This is a genomic window from Clostridium sp. CM037 (assembly GCF_055081095.1).
In genome coordinates this window covers 3,897,218-3,914,829 of record NZ_CM143650.1, presented here as the reverse complement: position 1 = coordinate 3,914,829, position 17,612 = coordinate 3,897,218, and the positions used below count along the sequence as shown (strand labels likewise).

Annotated in this window: 16 protein-coding genes and 1 riboswitch; of the genes, 14 read left to right on the top strand and 2 right to left on the bottom strand. The window is 31.5% G+C overall.

Going from position 1 to position 17,612, the window contains the following annotated elements; genetic code table 11:
* Positions 1-96 precede the first annotated feature (96 nt).
* From ACWJKP_RS18760 to ACWJKP_RS18730, 7 genes are all read left to right on the top strand, one after another.
* Positions 97-945 (top strand): 3-hydroxybutyryl-CoA dehydrogenase, encoded by an 849-nt coding sequence (locus ACWJKP_RS18760; protein ID WP_165412573.1) that lies wholly within the window; start codon positions 97-99, stop codon positions 943-945.
* Positions 946-1,146: 201 nt separating this feature from the next.
* A complete protein-coding gene (locus tag ACWJKP_RS18755; protein ID WP_165412572.1) occupies positions 1,147-2,313 on the top strand; it encodes an iron-containing alcohol dehydrogenase in 1,167 nt (388 codons plus the stop codon).
* 294 nt (positions 2,314-2,607) lie between these two features.
* Positions 2,608-3,477 (top strand): sulfide/dihydroorotate dehydrogenase-like FAD/NAD-binding protein, encoded by an 870-nt coding sequence (locus ACWJKP_RS18750; protein WP_165412571.1) that lies wholly within the window; start codon positions 2,608-2,610, stop codon positions 3,475-3,477.
* Positions 3,477-4,859, top strand: a complete 1,383-nt coding sequence (gene gltA, locus ACWJKP_RS18745; protein WP_165412570.1) for an NADPH-dependent glutamate synthase — start codon at positions 3,477-3,479, stop codon at positions 4,857-4,859. The genes ACWJKP_RS18750 and gltA overlap by 1 nt, the downstream gene beginning before the upstream one ends.
* A 110-nt stretch (positions 4,860-4,969) precedes the next feature.
* Entirely contained in the window at positions 4,970-5,392 is a 423-nt protein-coding gene (locus tag ACWJKP_RS18740; RefSeq protein WP_165412569.1) for a C-GCAxxG-C-C family (seleno)protein, read from the top strand.
* A gap of 11 nt (positions 5,393-5,403) precedes the next feature.
* On the top strand, positions 5,404-6,285 hold the full coding sequence (locus ACWJKP_RS18735) for a DNA-3-methyladenine glycosylase family protein (protein WP_165412568.1): 882 nt from the start codon (positions 5,404-5,406) through the stop codon (positions 6,283-6,285).
* Positions 6,286-6,363: 78 nt separating this feature from the next.
* Positions 6,364-7,068 carry a TVP38/TMEM64 family protein gene (locus tag ACWJKP_RS18730; RefSeq protein WP_165412567.1) on the top strand — a complete coding sequence of 235 codons (705 nt, stop codon included), beginning with the start codon at positions 6,364-6,366 and terminating at the stop codon, positions 7,066-7,068.
* A gap of 87 nt (positions 7,069-7,155) precedes the next feature.
* On the opposite strand, the gene ACWJKP_RS18725 is transcribed toward ACWJKP_RS18730, so the two are convergent.
* The gene (locus ACWJKP_RS18725) at positions 7,156-7,866 is read right to left on the bottom strand and encodes a TIGR01906 family membrane protein (RefSeq protein WP_165412566.1); all 711 of its coding nucleotides are present in this window, start codon (positions 7,864-7,866) and stop codon (positions 7,156-7,158) included.
* A gap of 291 nt (positions 7,867-8,157) precedes the next feature.
* Between ACWJKP_RS18725 and ACWJKP_RS18720 the strand changes: the two genes are divergently transcribed.
* From ACWJKP_RS18720 to ACWJKP_RS18690, 7 genes are all read left to right on the top strand, one after another.
* Positions 8,158-8,445, top strand: a complete 288-nt coding sequence (locus ACWJKP_RS18720) for a co-chaperone GroES (RefSeq protein ID WP_165412565.1) — start codon at positions 8,158-8,160, stop codon at positions 8,443-8,445.
* Positions 8,446-8,549: 104 nt separating this feature from the next.
* Positions 8,550-10,178, top strand: a complete 1,629-nt coding sequence (gene groL / locus ACWJKP_RS18715; protein WP_165412564.1) for a chaperonin GroEL — start codon at positions 8,550-8,552, stop codon at positions 10,176-10,178.
* A gap of 200 nt (positions 10,179-10,378) precedes the next feature.
* A riboswitch (purine riboswitch) is annotated at positions 10,379-10,476 on the top strand.
* A gap of 153 nt (positions 10,477-10,629) precedes the next feature.
* Complete coding sequence (guaB, locus tag ACWJKP_RS18710) at positions 10,630-12,084, top strand: IMP dehydrogenase (RefSeq protein WP_165412563.1); 1,455 nt, start codon at positions 10,630-10,632, stop codon at positions 12,082-12,084.
* 73 nt (positions 12,085-12,157) lie between these two features.
* On the top strand, positions 12,158-13,687 hold the full coding sequence (gene guaA, locus ACWJKP_RS18705; RefSeq protein ID WP_165412607.1) for a glutamine-hydrolyzing GMP synthase: 1,530 nt from the start codon (positions 12,158-12,160) through the stop codon (positions 13,685-13,687).
* Between the two features lie 336 nt (positions 13,688-14,023).
* Positions 14,024-14,470, top strand: coding sequence for a hypothetical protein (locus ACWJKP_RS18700; protein ID WP_165412562.1), 447 nt, complete (start codon positions 14,024-14,026; stop codon positions 14,468-14,470).
* Between the two features lie 301 nt (positions 14,471-14,771).
* A complete protein-coding gene (locus tag ACWJKP_RS18695) occupies positions 14,772-15,482 on the top strand; it encodes an ABC transporter ATP-binding protein (protein WP_165412561.1) in 711 nt (236 codons plus the stop codon).
* Positions 15,475-17,085 carry a hypothetical protein gene (locus ACWJKP_RS18690; protein WP_165412560.1) on the top strand — a complete coding sequence of 537 codons (1,611 nt, stop codon included), beginning with the start codon at positions 15,475-15,477 and terminating at the stop codon, positions 17,083-17,085. Before ACWJKP_RS18695 ends, ACWJKP_RS18690 begins: the two co-directional genes overlap by 8 nt.
* A gap of 171 nt (positions 17,086-17,256) precedes the next feature.
* On the opposite strand, the gene ACWJKP_RS18685 is transcribed toward ACWJKP_RS18690, so the two are convergent.
* Entirely contained in the window at positions 17,257-17,448 is a 192-nt protein-coding gene (locus tag ACWJKP_RS18685; RefSeq protein ID WP_165412559.1) for a hypothetical protein, read from the bottom strand.
* Positions 17,449-17,612: the final 164 nt, after the last annotated feature.

The following is a 17,612-nucleotide window of genomic DNA, read 5'->3' as shown; positions in this document are numbered from 1 at the left end:
AATGAACTTGCTCTAATGCTGAAATTTAGCATTAGAGTAAGTTTTAAAAATATTTATTACTTTTAGTTTTTAAAAAAATAAAAGGAGTGTGTTATTATGAAAAAGATTTTTGTACTTGGAGCTGGAACTATGGGAGCGGGTATTGTTCAAACATTCGCAGTAAGTGGTTGCGAAGTAATAATGAGAGATATTAAAGATGAATTTGTTGATAGAGGACTTGTTACAATTAAAAAGAATTTAGAAAGATTAGTTAAAAAAGAAAAAATTACTGAAGCACAAATGGAAGAAATACTTTCAAGAATTACAGGAACTACTGATATGGAATTAGCAGCAGACTGTGATTTAGTAGTTGAAGCAGCTGTAGAAATTATGAAAATAAAGAAAGAAATTTTTGCAGAACTTGACAGAATATGTAAGCCGGAAACTATATTATCATCAAATACATCATCACTGTCTATAACTGAAGTAGGAGCTGCTACAAATAGACCTGACAAAGTTATAGGAATGCATTTCTTTAATCCAGCTCCAATGATGAAGCTTGTAGAAATAATTAAAGGAATGGGTACGTCCACTGAAACTTTCGATGCAGTTAAAGAAATTGCAATTGCTATCGGTAAGGATCCAGTAGAAGTTGCTGAAGCTCCTGGATTTGTTGTAAACAGAATATTAATACCAATGATTAACGAAGCTGTAGGAATACTTGCAGAAGGTGTTGCATCTGCAGAAGATATCGATAAAGCAATGAAACTTGGCGCTAATCATCCAATGGGACCTCTAGCACTAGGAGACCTTATAGGTCTTGATGTATGTCTTGCTATCATGGATGTTTTATATACTGAAACAGGAGACAATAAGTACAGAGCTCATAGTCTTTTAAGAAAATATGTTAGAGGCGGATTGCTAGGAAGAAAAACTAAAAAGGGAATATTTGATTATTCGAAATAAGATATTATTTTAATATGAACAATGAATTTAGAGAGCATTACAACTTGTAGAGGGTTGTAATGCTCTTGTTTTAATGTTGACTTTGCATTGTTAATGATATATCATTAACAATATAACAGAAAAATGACAAAAGTTGGTATAAACAACTAAGTATAAACGTATAAAAGAATATAATATTTTTTAAAAATGGGGGGAAATATAATGAATAGATTTACGTTACCAAGAGATATTTATTTTGGAGAAAATTCATTAGAGGTGTTAAAAACCTTAAAAGGCAGAAAAGCAGTAATAGTTACTGGCGGAAGCTCTATGAAAAGATTCGGATTCTTAGATACGGTTGAAGCTTATTTAAAAGAAGCTGGAATTGAAGTTAAGCATATTACTGGAGTAGAACCAGATCCATCGGTAGAAACAGTTATGAACGGTGCAGCAGTAATGAGAGAATTCCAGCCGGACTTAATAGTATCAATCGGGGGTGGTTCACCAATTGACGCAGCAAAAGCTATGTGGATTTTTTATGAGTATCCAGAATTTACTTTTGAACAAGCGGTTATACCATTTGGTATTCCTGACTTAAGACAAAAAGCTAAATTTATAGCTATACCATCAACTAGTGGAACAGCAACCGAAGTTACAGCATTTTCAGTAATTACTGACTATAAAGCAAAAATAAAATATCCTTTAGCGGATTTCAACTTAACACCAGATATAGCAATAGTAGACCCAGCACTAGCTCAAACAATGCCACCTAAATTAGTAGCACATACAGGTATGGATGCATTAACACATGCATTTGAGGCTTATGTAGCAGGACTTAGGTCAAGCTTTTCAGATCCTCTTGCAATACAAGCTATAACTATGATTAGAGAAAATATATTAAAATCATTTGAAGGTGATGTGGAAGCGAGAAATGAAATGCACATGGCACAATGTCTTGCGGGAATGGCATTTTCCAACGCACTACTAGGAATATCTCATAGTATGGCACACAAAATAGGTGGCGTATTTCATGTTGCACATGGCTTAGCTAATGCAATATTACTTCCATATGTTATAGATTTTAACAAAAAATCTTGTGGAGATAGATATGCTACAATTGCTAGAAGTCTTAATTTAGCTGGAAATACAGAAGATGAATTAATTGATTCATTAACTGATATGATAAGAGATTTAAATAAAGCTATGAATATACCAACTTCTTTAAAGGAAAACGGAATGACAAAAGAAGAGTTTGATGCAAATGTAGATTTTATATCTGAAAATGCTATAAAAGATGCATGCACAGGATCTAACCCAAGACCAATAAATACTTGTGAAATGAAAAAAATATTAACTTGTACCTTTACAGGAGAAAAAGTTAAATTTTAATCTTAGGCACATTATGAAATTGTACCAATAGACAATAATTAAATGATTAATAAGAGGACAGGTAGTAAAGAGCATTAGTATTTAATACTCTTTACTACCTGTCTATTTTGACTTATTATTTTCACTCTAATAAAAATCTCATGTAATTTATTTTTACAAAATAGAGATAATGTAAAATGTATTTTAACAAATATATAATTTAGATTTTTGTGGTAAAATGAATATATAATAACGAAGGTTTTAGTGTGGGAACATAGGCAGACCAAAATAATAGATGAATATGGAGGATTAAAAATGTATAAAATAGTCGAAAAGAGAGCATTAGCACCTCAGATATTCTTAATGGATATTGAGGCTCCGAGAGTAGCTAAATCAGCAAGACCAGGTCAATTTATAATTATAAAGATGGATGAAAAAGGCGAAAGAATACCTTTAACAATTAGTGATTATGATGCGTTAAGAGGTACAGTAACTATAGTAGTTCAAACAATAGGTTGTTCAACAAAAGAAATGGAAAAGTATGAAATTGGTGACTCATTTTCAGATTTTGTAGGACCACTTGGACAAGCATCTGAATTAATGAGTGAGAGCATTGAAGATTTAAAGAAAAAGAAAATTGCATTTGTAGCTGGTGGGCTAGGAACTGCACCAGTTTACCCTCAAGTTAAATGGCTCAGCGATCAAGGTATTAAGGCAGACGTAATAATAGGCGCAAAGGCTAAAGATTATGTAATTATGGAAGAAGAAATGAAGAAAGTAGCGGGGAATGTATATCCATGTACTGATGATGGTTCATATGGATATAAGGGGCTTGTCACAAATAAATTAAAAGAATTAGTTCAAAATGATGGCATAAAATACGATTTAGTTGTTGCAATTGGACCAATGATAATGATGAAATTTGTTTGCAAATTGACTGAAGAACTTGGAATATCAACTATTGTAAGCATGAATCCTATTATGGTTGATGGAACAGGAATGTGTGGAGCTTGCAGACTTACTGTAGATGGTGAGACTAAATTTGCTTGCGTTGATGGTCCAGAATTTGATGGTCATAAAGTTAATTTTGATGAGGCAATGAGAAGACAAACAATGTACAAAACTCAAGAGAGTTCTAAAGGTGAAGGCATTAAAGCGGGCTGCGGTTTAGGAGGTGCTAAATAATGGGTAAAATGAACAGAGTTGCAATAGGGGAACAAGATCCAAAAGTAAGAGCAACTAATTTTGAAGAGGTATGTTTAGGATATACAGAGGACGAAGCAGTTGAGGAAGCTACAAGGTGTTTAAATTGTAAAAAGCCAATGTGTGTTGGAAAATGCCCAGTAGCAATAGATATTCCTGGGTTCATAGCTCACGTAAAAAATAGAGAATTTACAGAGGCAGTTAAGGTAATTGCAAAATATAGTGCGTTACCAGCAGTCTGTGGAAGAGTTTGTCCACAAGAAACTCAATGCGAAAGCAAATGTATATTAGGAATAAAGGGAGATGCCATAGCTATTGGTAAACTTGAAAGATTTGTAGGTGACTATTCAAGAGAGCATAATGTTGACCTTTCAGAAACAAAACCTAAAAATGGCATTAAGGTTGCGGTAATCGGAAGTGGTCCTTCAGGACTTACCTGCGCAGGAGATTTAGCTAAAGCTGGGTACGATGTAACTATTTTTGAAGCACTTCATGAAGCTGGTGGAGTTTTGGTATATGGAATTCCAGAGTTTAGGTTGCCAAAAGATACAGTTGTTAAACATGAAGTTGAAAATGTTAAGAAATTAGGAGTTAAATTAGAAACGAATGTGATAGTAGGACGAACTGTAACAATAAATCAGCTGATGGAAGAAGAAGATTTTAAAGCTGTATTTATCGGTTCAGGTGCTGGACTTCCAATGTTCATGGGAATACCAGGAGAAAATTTAAATGGAGTATTTTCTGCAAATGAATATTTAACTAGAAGCAATTTGATGAAAGCATTTAAAGAGGGGTATCAGACTCCTATAAGAACAGGTGAAAAGGTTGCTGTTGTAGGTGGAGGAAATGTTGCTATGGACTCTGTGCGTACAGCAGTGAGACTTGGAGCAGAAGGGCACATAGTGTACAGGAGATCAGAATCAGAACTTCCTGCAAGGGCCGAAGAAGTGCATCACGCAAAAGAAGAGGGAGTTATAATGGATTTACTTGTGAATCCAATTGAAATCCTAGGAGATGAAAAAGGAAATGTTATAGGCATGAAGTGTATAAGAATGGAGCTAGGAGAACCCGATGCATCAGGAAGAAGAAGACCTATAGCGATTGAAGGGTCGGAATTCATAATGGATGTAAATACGGTTATAATGTCTCTAGGTACATCACCAAATCCATTAATTCCTTTAACAACAGAAGGGTTAGAAATCAATAAATGGAAGTGCATAGTTGCAGAAGATGGAACTGGATTAACATCTAAAAAGAATGTATATGCTGGTGGAGATGCTGTTTCAGGAGCTGCTACAGTTATATTAGCTATGGAAGCAGGTAAAAAAGCTGCTAAAGCTATAGATGAAATGTTAACAAAATAATAATTAAAATTACAAACTCCATAAACAAAGGTTTATGGAGTTTGTTTTAAAAAAGTGAGGACAGGTAACAACTATTTGGTATAATAATATTGCATAGGAGGAGGTATATTATGTTAATAAATAAAATAAATAAATATTACACTAAGGAATATGATTTAAGTTGTGCTGAGGTGATGATTTACGCTGCTAGTGATGAATATAATATGAAATTAAAAAGCGAAACGTTTAAAACCATGTCATCCTTTGGTGGAGGAATGGGTATTGAGAGCGTATGCGGAGCAATAACAGGTTCTTTGGCAGTTATAGGTATACTATTTACTAAAGAAAAAGCACATGAAGGTGATAGAGTTAAAAGACTATGTCAGGAATTCTTCCAAAAATTTGAATCAAAGTTAAGCACGAATAATTGCGCGGCTCTTAAAGCAAAATATAAGAAAGAGGATGGTAGTTGCAAGGTAATGATTGAAACTGCTACTGAAATATTAGATGAAATTGTGATACGCGAATTAAAAGTTAATAATTTAACTCAATGAAAGGAAAAATTATGGATTACAAAAATATTGAATCATTTAATGAAGGCATTTTAATAAAAGATGTAGAGAACTTTGAATTAGACCATATATTCGAATGTGGACAATGCTTTAGATGGGACAAGGAGCCTAATGGCAATTACATAGGGGTAGCATATGGGAAGGTAATAGAAGTAGAAAAAAAGGGGACGCAAGTAAAGATATATAATATAAATGAGGAAGAATTTAATGAGATTTGGTGTGAGTATTTTGACCTTAAAAGAAATTACACAGTTATCAAAGAGAAATTTAAGATGGATCCTCTTCTTAAAAGATCTGTTGATTTCGGGTATGGCATTAGATTATTGCAGCAGGAGCCTTTTGAACTTACCATATCATTTATAATTTCTTCAAATAATAGAATCCCAATGATAAAAAGAGCTATAAACAATTTGAGCAAAAAATGGGGAAAACCAATAGAATATAAGGGGAAAACGTACTACACATTTCCAACGCCTGCAGATTTAGAAGAAGCTACTATAGAAGAAATTCAGAGTTGTAGTCTGGGGTTTAGATCTAAATATGTAAAAAACACAGTACATCAGGTATATACTGGTGAAGTGAATTTGGAGCTTATTAAAGCCGCGGAAGATGATATTTGCCATGAAGAACTAAAAAAACTTAGTGGAATAGGCCCAAAAGTGGCGGATTGTATTATGTTATTTTCTATGCAAAAATATTCTGCTTTCCCAGTGGATGTGTGGGTTAAGAGGGCGATGCAATTTTTTTATTTAGCACCAGATGTTTCTCTACCTAAAATAAGGACCTTTGCTAGAGACAAATTTGAAAACTTAGCAGGTTTTGCACAGCAGTATTTGTTTTATTATGCAAGAGAAAATAATATTAAAATAGAATAAATTAAGCAAAGTAAGTAATACTATATAAAACTATGAGTTACTATTGAATAAATACAAGAGTGAAGAGGATGAAAAACAATGTGGAATAGTATTAGAATGAAGGTATCAGGATATAAACAATATATATTAATATCAGCAGTTTTGCTAGCTTTCGCATACATAGGATATGAATATTATTTCAAGTATTCATATATATTGAGAAATCCGAATATATTAAAAGAAGTTATTCTTTCTTATGGAAATTTCAGTGTTTTAATTTTCATTCTTATGCAGGTTTTACAAGTAGTAGTTTTTTTTATTCCAGGAGAATTTATACAAATTGCTGGAGGATATATTTTCGGTGCATTTTTAGGCGGTATAATATCTTTAATGGGTATTACTTTAGGAGGTATAATAGTATATCTTATTGCTAATAGTTATGGTAGGCCTTTTGTGGAGAAGTTGTTATTAAAAAAGAAAGTGAAATTTTTTAGAAAAATATTAAAAATAGGAAGCAAAAAAAATGTTATATTCATATTTTTTTTAATCCCAGGAATACCTAAAGATGCTCTAATATACATATGTGGAGTATCTGATGTTTCTTTTAAAGATTTCTTTATATATTCAACACTCGGTAGAATTCCAGGGATTTTTATTTCTTCTTATTTTGGTCAAAAAATAGATGCATGGGATGTTACAAGTTTAATAACTATAGGCATAACAATGAGTATTATATCAATAGTAGGGATTTTTAAAGGAAATACTATAATAAAAAATGTAATTAAAAAGAAAAAATCTTATTAAAAAGTTACGATAACACATGTTTTATAAAATATTATAAAGAGTATAGCTTTTTATAAATATTATAAAGAGTGTAGCTTTTTATAAATATTATAAAGAGTGTAGCTTTTTATATTGTGATTTATATATACACCTTAATATTATGCTACTTATAGTAATCAAAATAATTATTAATATTGCACAATGGAAGAAAAAATCCTGTGGAAGGATCGTTATTATTGGATCATATTTAATATCAAATAACCAGTAATCATTTTTAAAGAAAATATGATGAAAAGCTGTGAAGCTTTTATCGAAATTAATTAAAAAGGGTATAAGTAATATTATAGGTACGATAATAAGAAAAATGGAACTAGTTAACAAGTATCTTATTGTTTTGTGTCTCTTATTTATGATTATACCTATAATACTTATTAATATGGAGAAAAATAGCATTACCTTAAGAGTATCAAATATTATTTTAACTTCCTTAAAATGAATTTTACCATTATTGGATGAAGGTAGCGTCGGAAGAGTGAATTCTTCAATTTTATTTTGAGTTAAATATGTGATTACATAGTCATAATTAGTCTTTAGTTCCTTTTTATTTAAATTAGAAGATTCTTCGATTTTTAAAACATCAATATCCATATAGTATAATGGTTTAAAAAGCAAAGTAAGATTTATGCTTAAAATTATAAAAGAAAAAGTAAAACTTAAGATAAAAAACGTTTTGAATGAAAATTTAATAAGCGTTTTTACATTTCTTAAAATGGAGTCTCTAAAAAAATAGTTATTAAACCATTTATATAGACTATTCATAAAATCACCTCTATTAGTGATTTTAACAATAAATCAAAATATATTCAATGATAATAAAAATGTACTAAAATTATAATTTCATTAAAAGTAAGTAAATAAGAGAAAAACTATATAATGCAGTGATAACTAAACATAATATAGTTTAGTTGCGTATAAATGGTATAATATATGGAATAGGTGAAGTTGATATTATACTGATTATTAATTAAAATATTAGGTATAGAACTCATTAGCACTCAGATGTGATGAGTGCTAACAAAAATAACAAAAATATATAAGGAGGGGTTTAAAATGAATATTAGACCACTTAGTGATAGAGTGTTAATTAAAAGATTAGAGGCGGAAGAAACTACAAAAAGTGGAATACTTCTTGCAGGAGCTTCAAAGGAAAAACCACAAGAGGCTGAAGTAGTTTCAGTAGGACCAGGAAAAGTTGAAGATGGGAAAGTAATTAAAATGGAAGTTAAGGCAGGGGATATAATATTATTCTCTAAATATTCAGGAAGTGAAATAAAATATGATGGTATTGAGTATATCATATTAAAGCAAGATGAACTATTAGCTGTAATTGAAAAATAACTTTAACGACATTTCAGTACCACAGGTAATTATTTGATTAATGTAATAATAGTTAAATGATAATTCGACAAGTAGATAATAATTAGGGTATAGGAGGGTTTAAAATGGCTAAAGATATATTGTTTGGAGAAGAAGCAAGAAGAGCTATGCAAAGAGGTGTAGATAAACTTGCAAATACTGTTAAAATAACACTCGGACCCAAAGGAAGAAATGTTATTTTAGATAAAAAGTTTGGATCACCATTAATAACAAATGATGGTGTTACTATAGCTAGGGAAATAGAGCTAGAAGATGCATTTGAAAATATGGGAGCACAACTTGTTAAAGAAGTTGCTACAAAGACAAATGATGTAGCAGGAGATGGAACAACTACAGCTACATTGCTTGCCCAAGCTATAATAAGAGAAGGTTTAAAAAATGTTACAGCTGGTGCCAATCCAATGTTAATAAGAACTGGTATAAAAATGGCTGTAGATAAAGCTGTTGAAGAAATTAAAAAATCTTCTAAACCAGTTAATGGTAAGGAAGACATATCGAGAGTTGCTGCTATATCAGCTAGTGATGAAGTAACAGGAGCTCTAATTGCTGATGCTATGGAAAGAGTAGGCAACGAAGGTGTTATAACTGTAGAAGAATCAAAATCTATGGGAACAGAACTTGATGTTGTTGAAGGAATGCAATTCGATAGAGGATATTTAAGTGCATATATGGTTACAGATGCAGAAAAAATGGAAGCAAATCTTGATGAGCCATATATTTTAATAACTGATAAGAAAATTACTAATATACAAGACATACTTCCAATACTTGAGCAAATCGTTCAACAAGGCAAAAAGTTATTAATAATTGCTGAAGATATTGAGGGTGAAGCTTTAAGCACATTAGTTGTTAATAAATTAAGAGGAACTTTTACTTGTGTAGCTGTTAAAGCACCAGGTTTTGGTGACAGAAGAAAAGAAATGCTTCAAGATATAGCAATCCTAACTGGAGGAGAAGTTATATGCGAAGAATTAGGAAGAGAACTAAAAGATGTTACTGTTGACATGCTTGGAAAAGCAGAAAGTGTTAAAATATCTAAAGAAAACACTACTATAGTAAATGGCAAGGGTGAAAAAGATACAATACATGATAGAGTTTCCCAAATTAAAAAACAAATTGAAGAAACTACATCAGATTTTGATAGAGAAAAATTACAAGAAAGACTTGCTAAACTTGCAGGCGGAGTAGCTGTAATAAAAGTTGGAGCTGCTACTGAAACTGAATTAAAAGAAAAGAAACTCCGAATAGAAGATGCTCTTGCAGCTACAAAAGCAGCAGTTGAAGAGGGAATAGTTCCTGGTGGTGGAACAGTTTATATTAATGCTATTTCTGAGATTGCAAAATTATCATCAGATACACCAGATGTTCAAGTGGGTATTAACATAATTAAAAGAGCATTAGAAGAACCATTAAGACAAATAGCTACAAATGCTGGCGCTGAAGCTTCAGTTATAATAGAAAAAGTAAGAGAAAGCGCTGGAGAAAATGGATATGATGCTTTACGTGGAGAAATGGTAAACATGATAAAAGCTGGGATTGTTGATCCAACAAAAGTTGTAAGATCAGCACTTCAAAACGCAGCATCTGTTGCAGCAACATTCTTAACAACTGAAGTTGCAGTTGCAGATATTCCAGAAAAGAATTCAGCACCAATGGGTGGCGCACCAGGAATGGGAATGGATGGAATGTACTAAAAATAATTTGAACAATAATTATTATAAATAAAGTATATTCAAATAAAAAATTAACTAGGGTTTTGCCCTAGTTAATTTTTTTTATTTTGTTAAGCCTTATAATTATGTTTCTAGTATGTTCGCGAACTAGTTCATGAACATACTAGAAATATTCATTGACAAATGCTTAAACATTAACTATCATTATTGTAATAACAAATTCAAAGAACAATTACGCTACTCATATATACCTTGAATATGGCAAGGAGTATCTACCGGAAGCCGTAAATTTCCGACTATGAGTAATCTTAGTATGAGCTTATTTTTGGCATGCTAATTTTACTTTAGTTAAGGTAGGATTAGTATGCCTTTTTATACTTTATACCTTATTTTAAAATATCGTATATATAAATATTCTTATGCTAATTATAAAGACGAATGTAAAATAAAATTGTGAAAGGGTGTTAATTAAATGGCAAAAATATTAAAACAAGCATATACTTTCGACGATGTATTGCTAGTTCCCAATAAGTCTAAAGTATTACCTAAGGATGTTAGTTTAGTTACTTACCTTACGAAAAAAATAAAACTTAACATACCTTTAATGAGTGCTGGTATGGACACTGTTACTGAGTCTAGAATGGCTATTGCTATGGCTAGAGAGGGTGGAATAGGAACTATACATAAGAACATGAGTATTGAAAACCAAGCTATTGAAGTTGATAGAGTTAAAAGACAAGAAAATGGTGTAATTACAGATCCATTCTTCTTATCTCCAGATAATATTTTAGAAGATGCATTAGCACTAATGAGTAAATATAGAATATCAGGAGTTCCAATTACAACAAATGGTAAATTAGTTGGAATAATCACTAATAGGGATATAGTTTTCGAAACTGATTATAGTAAGAAAATTAAAGATATAATGACAAGTGAAAATCTAATTACTGCATCAGAAGGAACAAGTATGCAGGAAGCTAAAGAACTTCTTAAAAAACATAAAATAGAAAAGTTACCTTTAGTAGATAGCGAAAATTATTTAAGAGGACTTATTACTATAAAAGATATAGAGAAAACCATAAAATTTCCGAATGCTGCAAAGGATTCTAGAGGAAGATTATTATGTGGTGCAGCTGTTGGTGTAACTGTAGACATAGCGGAGCGAGTAGCAGCCTTAGTGAAAGCTGGAGTAGATGTAATAACTATAGATACAGCTCATGGACATTCTTTTGGAGTAATGGATGCAGTACGAAAAATAAAAGCTGTATACCCAGAACTTCAAATAATAGCAGGGAACGTTGCTACGAGTGAGGCAACCAGAGATTTAATTGAGGCAGGAGCAGATTGTGTAAAAGTAGGGATAGGTCCTGGATCAATTTGTACTACAAGGATTGTAGCAGGAGTAGGAGTTCCACAACTTACAGCAGTTATGGATTGCGTTGAAGAGGGGAATAAATATGGAGTTCCTGTTATTGCAGACGGCGGCATAAAATACTCAGGAGATATAGTTAAGGCATTAGCAGCAGGTGCTAAAGTGGTAATGATGGGTTCTATGTTTGCAGGCTGTGAGGAAGCTCCAGGTGAAATGGAAATCTATCAGGGAAGAAGCTATAAGGTATATAGAGGCATGGGTTCTCTAAGTGCTATGGCTTGCGGAAGTAAGGATAGGTATTTCCAAGAAGGAAATAAAAAGTTAGTTCCAGAAGGGGTAGAAGGAAGAATACCTTTCAAAGGAAGTGTTATAGAAACTATATATCAGATGATAGGCGGTATACGTTCAGGAATGGGATATTTAGGTTCTGAAACGCTAGAGCAATTATTTGAGACTTCAACCTTTGTTGTCCAAACATCAGCAGGGCTAAGAGAAAGTCATCCACATGATGTGTCAATTACAAAAGAAGCGCCAAATTATAGCGTGAACAACTAGTATAGATGAGAATAGATAAAATATATATAAATAGCTAAGTATAAAGCTTAAGTGTACAGGAGGAAAAACATTGATTAATAGAGAATTAATTTTAGTTGTTGACTTTGGTGGTCAATATAATCAACTTATTGCAAGAAGAGTTAGAGAGAATAATGTTTATTGCGAAATAATACCATATACATCTTCTGCCGAAAAAATAAAAAACATGAATCCAAAAGGAATAATATTCACTGGTGGACCAAATAGTGTATATGCAATTGGTGCTCCAAAAGTAGAAAAAGCAATATTTGAGCTAGGTGTTCCTATTTTAGGAATATGTTATGGGGCTCAATTAATGGCTCAAGTGTTTGGTGGAGAAGTTATAACACCTGATGTTCGAGAATATGGAAAAGTAGAAGTTGACCTATGCAAGGATGCTACTATTTTTACAGGAGTAGTAGAAAATCAATGCTGGATGAGTCATACAGACCATATATCTAAAGTGCCAGAAGGGTTTGATATAATTGCAACTACTAAAGATTGTCCAGTAGCTGCTATGGCGAGTGTTTCTAAAAAACTCTATGGAGTTCAATTTCACCCAGAAGTAAAACATACTCTTTTTGGTGAAGAAATGATTAGAAAGTTCCTATATGATGTTTGCGAGGTTAAAGGCGATTGGTCAATGTCATCTTTTGCGCAGGAAAAAATCAAGGCTATAAAAGAACTAGTTGGAGATAAAAAAGTACTTTGTGCTCTTTCAGGAGGCGTAGATTCTTCAGTTGCGGCAGTGCTTGTACATAAAGCAATAGGAGATCAGTTAACTTGTGTATTTGTAGATCATGGCCTTTTAAGAAAAGATGAAGGCGATCAAGTTGAAACAATATTCAAAGGCGAATTTAAAATGAATATAATAAGAGTTAATGCCCAAGAGAGATTCTTAGGTAAGCTTAAAGGTGTAGGTGATCCAGAGAAAAAGAGAAAGATAATTGGAGAAGAATTTATAAGAGTTTTTGAAGAGGAGTCTAATAAACTCGGACAATTAGATTTCCTTGTTCAAGGAACAATATATCCGGATGTAGTTGAAAGTGGTACTGCTACTTCAGCTACTATAAAAAGTCATCATAATGTTGGCGGACTTCCAGAAGATATGCACTTTAAACTAATAGAGCCTTTAAGAGAATTATTTAAAGATGAGGTTAGAGCAGTAGGAGAAGAGATTGGAATTCCTCATTACTTAGTGTGGAGACAACCATTCCCAGGACCAGGTCTCGCTATAAGAGTACTTGGAGAAATAACACCTGAAAAATTATTTATAACTAGCGAAGCAGACGCAATATTCAGAGATGAAGTAGCTAAAGCTGGACTTGAAAGTGAAATATGGCAATACTTTGCATGTCTACCAAACATCCAATCTGTTGGAGTTATGGGAGACGAACGAACATACTGCCATACAGTTGCCCTAAGAGCTGTAACTAGTTCAGATGGAATGACTTCAGATTGGGCTAGAATACCATATGAAGTGTTAGATATAGTTTCTAGAAGAATTGTTAATGAAGTTAAAGGAGTAAACAGAATTGTTTATGATGTAACTTCTAAGCCACCTTCAACTATTGAGTGGGAATAGGTATGAACGTTGTTATACCTATATATATTAATGAAATAAGTTAATTAAAGGTGTTTATGAAATATACTATTAAATTAGTATTTCATAAACACCTTTTTTTATGTTTTTCAATAGAAGTATGGGATATAAGTTTAAAACAAGAAAAATATTGTAGCTCCGTAGGAAATGATTTAATTGATATATAGTAAGGTAATTATAAAACATAATATATATTAAATTGTGGCATAATAATTTTATAAATATTAGAGAGCAATAACAAAATGTAATATATCACCAAAATGAGTTAATAAGAAATTATTCGAAAAGTAAATAGATAAGAAAAGGGTGTGAAAAAAAATGAATAAATTAGAAACATTAATAGATGCAGGATATAAGATAGAAATTCAGTCAAATGCTAAATTTTGTTTGATTTTGCAGGATACAATCCCTTGTGTGAGTTTTAATGCGGATAATGTAGAGGAAGCTATTGATTCAGCTTATTACTTTGTAAAAGAGCTGAAAACAGGGGCAGATAAAACTGAAATCGAAACAGAAACACAAACACAAACACAAACATCAAAGCAAACAAAGGATCATAAAACTATAATTGATATACCGCAACCACAAGAATTAAAAATTGATGAAGATATACTTAATGGAGAATTTAAGATGACGACTACTATTAGATTATATTCAGAAGTTTGGGGGGATTTTAAAGATTTTGCAGAGACATATAAAGAGTATAAAAGTATGGATTTAGTTAGCATGGCACTTCTAGAATATATTGAGAAATACAAAGAATAATTATCCTATAATTAGTAATTAGCATATAATTAGTAATTAGCATATAAAGTGGTTTGGCTTAGGCTGAACCTTTTTTTATTTTAAATTAGGGAATTAGAGAAAGGGAGAATTATTATGGTTAATAAGACAATTATTACTATATTTATTGGCATAACTGGTGTAACATAAGAGATAAAGATAAAGTGTTTTTACCATTTTATCAGTGTGATGACTCTAGAAGTAAAAAGGCAAGTACTGGTGTTGGCCTAGGGCTGAGCATTGTTAATTTGGTAATAGAGAAAAATGAGGGTGGTAGAATAAAATGAAATTAGTACTTAAAGATATAGAAAAGAGTTATGGAGAAAAACAGGTGTTAAAAAAAGCATCATTTACATTTGAAAAAGGAAGAATATATGGACTTTTAGGAAGAAATGGAGCAGGTAAAACAACCCTTTTTAATTGCATAAGTGGGGAAACTAAATATGAGGATGGTAGCGTGAGTATAGTAGAAGATGGACAAGCATCAGTGGAAATAGATTATAGTAAGGTAGGATATGTTTTTTCAGATCCAGTGATACCAGAGTTTTTAACTGGATATGAGTTCTTAAAATTTTATATTGATATTAATAAGGAGAAAATTGAAAATTTGCTTACAATAGATGAGTATTTTGATATTATAAAAATTAAGGATGAAGACAGATATAGGTTGATGAAGGGATATTCCCATGGAATGAAAAACAAAATGCAAATGGTTTGCCTTTTAATAACTAGACCTGCTGTAATTTTGCTAGATGAGCCCTTAACCTCTTTTGATGTAGTGGTGGCCCTAGAAATTAAAAATTTGTTAAAGAAAATGAAAAGTGAGCACATTATTATTTTTTCTACTCATATTCTTCAGCTGGCTACAGATTTATGTGATGAAATATTGGTTTTAAATAATTGTATTTTAGAAGAAGTGGATAGTGAGGTTCTAAAGAGTCCTGAATTTGAAGAGAAAATTATGGAGATTTTAAAGGAGGGAGGAAATGATTAGTACATTTATAAATAGTTTTAAGGTATCTTTTGCAGAGCAGGCTAATACTTTTATATATTTTCTTAAAAGGATACCAATTTTGGGTAAAAAAATTCCTGAAAATTTGTATAAAAGAACCCATGCTAAACTGGTTATAGGGGTTATACGTGAAATTTTAGGAGTGCTAGGTGGATTTATAGGAAAAACTATATATTTAGGTGTAATGATTATTTTGCCATCCTATTTAATGACTAAGGATATAGTAAAGTTACAACCTTATTTTTTACATATTCTTTTCTTTTTAAGCTTTATTTTGGGACCAGTTATGAAAAATGTAATTTTTGATAAAACCAACAAAGCGGCCTTTAATATGATAACACTAATGAGAGCTGACGCAAGAGAATACTATCTTGGAGAAATAGTATATAAAAATATAACAGACTTTATATACTTTGTTCTTCCAGTAATAATTATAGGTTTAATAATAGGATTTTCACCATTAAAAGCTATGGTGCTTGTAGCGGAAATAATAGCTTTTAGATTGATAGAAGAAGGGCTACAGCTTTTTATATATGATAAGACAGAAATAATACAAAAACATAAAGATTTATTTATGTCACTAGTAATCATAGGAGGACTTGTCCTTGCCTATGCACTACCTTTATTAAGAGTTACTATTGATTTTAATTTAATATTATTCAATGCTTTCGTGGCGATTATTGTATTAATTCTAGGCGTGGCAGCTTTTATATACTTATGGAAATTTAAGAAATATACTTTAATAGCAAAAGATTTATTAAATAAGGATAGTTTATTTGATGTAGAGGCTATTAGAAATCAAGCGACTTTTTCAACTGTGAAATTGGATGAAAAGAGAATGAGTAAGGAAGAATTAAATACAAAAAAATATGACCAAAAGAAGGGCTATGAATATTTAAACTCATTATTTTTTCTTCGTTTCAGAAGAATAATGGTAAAACCTGTAAAGGAAAGAGTCGTCTTTATAGGTTTTATATTTCTAATTACCATGTACTTTGTGATTTTTATGCCGAGTAAAAGGGTGGATATAGTGAACATAATTAAAAAAAGCATTCCCCCATTGGTATTTATAATGTACAGCATGTCAACGGGAGAAAGAATTTGCAAGGCTATGTTTTTTAATTGTGATGCAAGCCTATTAAGACAAGGCTATTACCGAGAGGCAAGTGTGATTTTATCCAACTTCACTTCAAGACTTAAGAGGGTAGTTATTCTTAACCTGATACCGGCTTTAACTTTATGTTCTGCTATAATCTGTATTATATTAGCTAGTGGTTATAGCTCGCAGCTTATTGGAATGATACCACTATTTTTGTGTATTATTTGTTTAGCTTGCTTCTTCTCAATACATCATTTGTTCATGTACTATGTATTGCAGCCTTATACATCAGGGTTAACAGTGAAAAGTCCCTTATTTAAAGTCGTAAACATGGTTATGTATATCGGTAGCTATACGTGTCTTCAAATTAAGACGACTTCATATTATTTCACAGCAGGGATTATTATAACAACTATTGTGTATATGGTAGTTGCGTTGATTTTAACATATAGAGTAGCGCCAAGAACTTTTAAGTTAAAATGGTGATAATATAAGCAAAATCGATGGGCGAATAAATATATACTGAATTCTTAAAAACATGCACACTTTATGGATAAATTGCATATAATACAATTAGTTTATTTAATAAAATAGGGATACCAGAGGACACAACAGATTAAGAATTAGTAGTAAAAAATAGATAGTACGCATAACTATCTATTTTGTTTTTTTATCATCCTTATGAACTTCGATACCAAATTCTGTTTCGGACTGATCAGGTAGTTTGGTACGCGCTTTTATATTAAAACTTATTCTATCTTTTGAAAAAAATACTACTGCGGAAGTTATACCAAGAACAGCTATTGAGGTAATACAAAACAGCTTGAACATTTGGGTAATCTCCGACATTTAATTCTCACCTCCCTTAATTTTTATTCCTTAGGTATCCCATAAAATAGGGAGGTGATAAATCTGTTGTGAAAATACCAATTACATAAAATTGATGTAAATATATGGTATAGTTATAATATATACCTTTAATAATTTTAATTCAATATTTACTATAATACAAT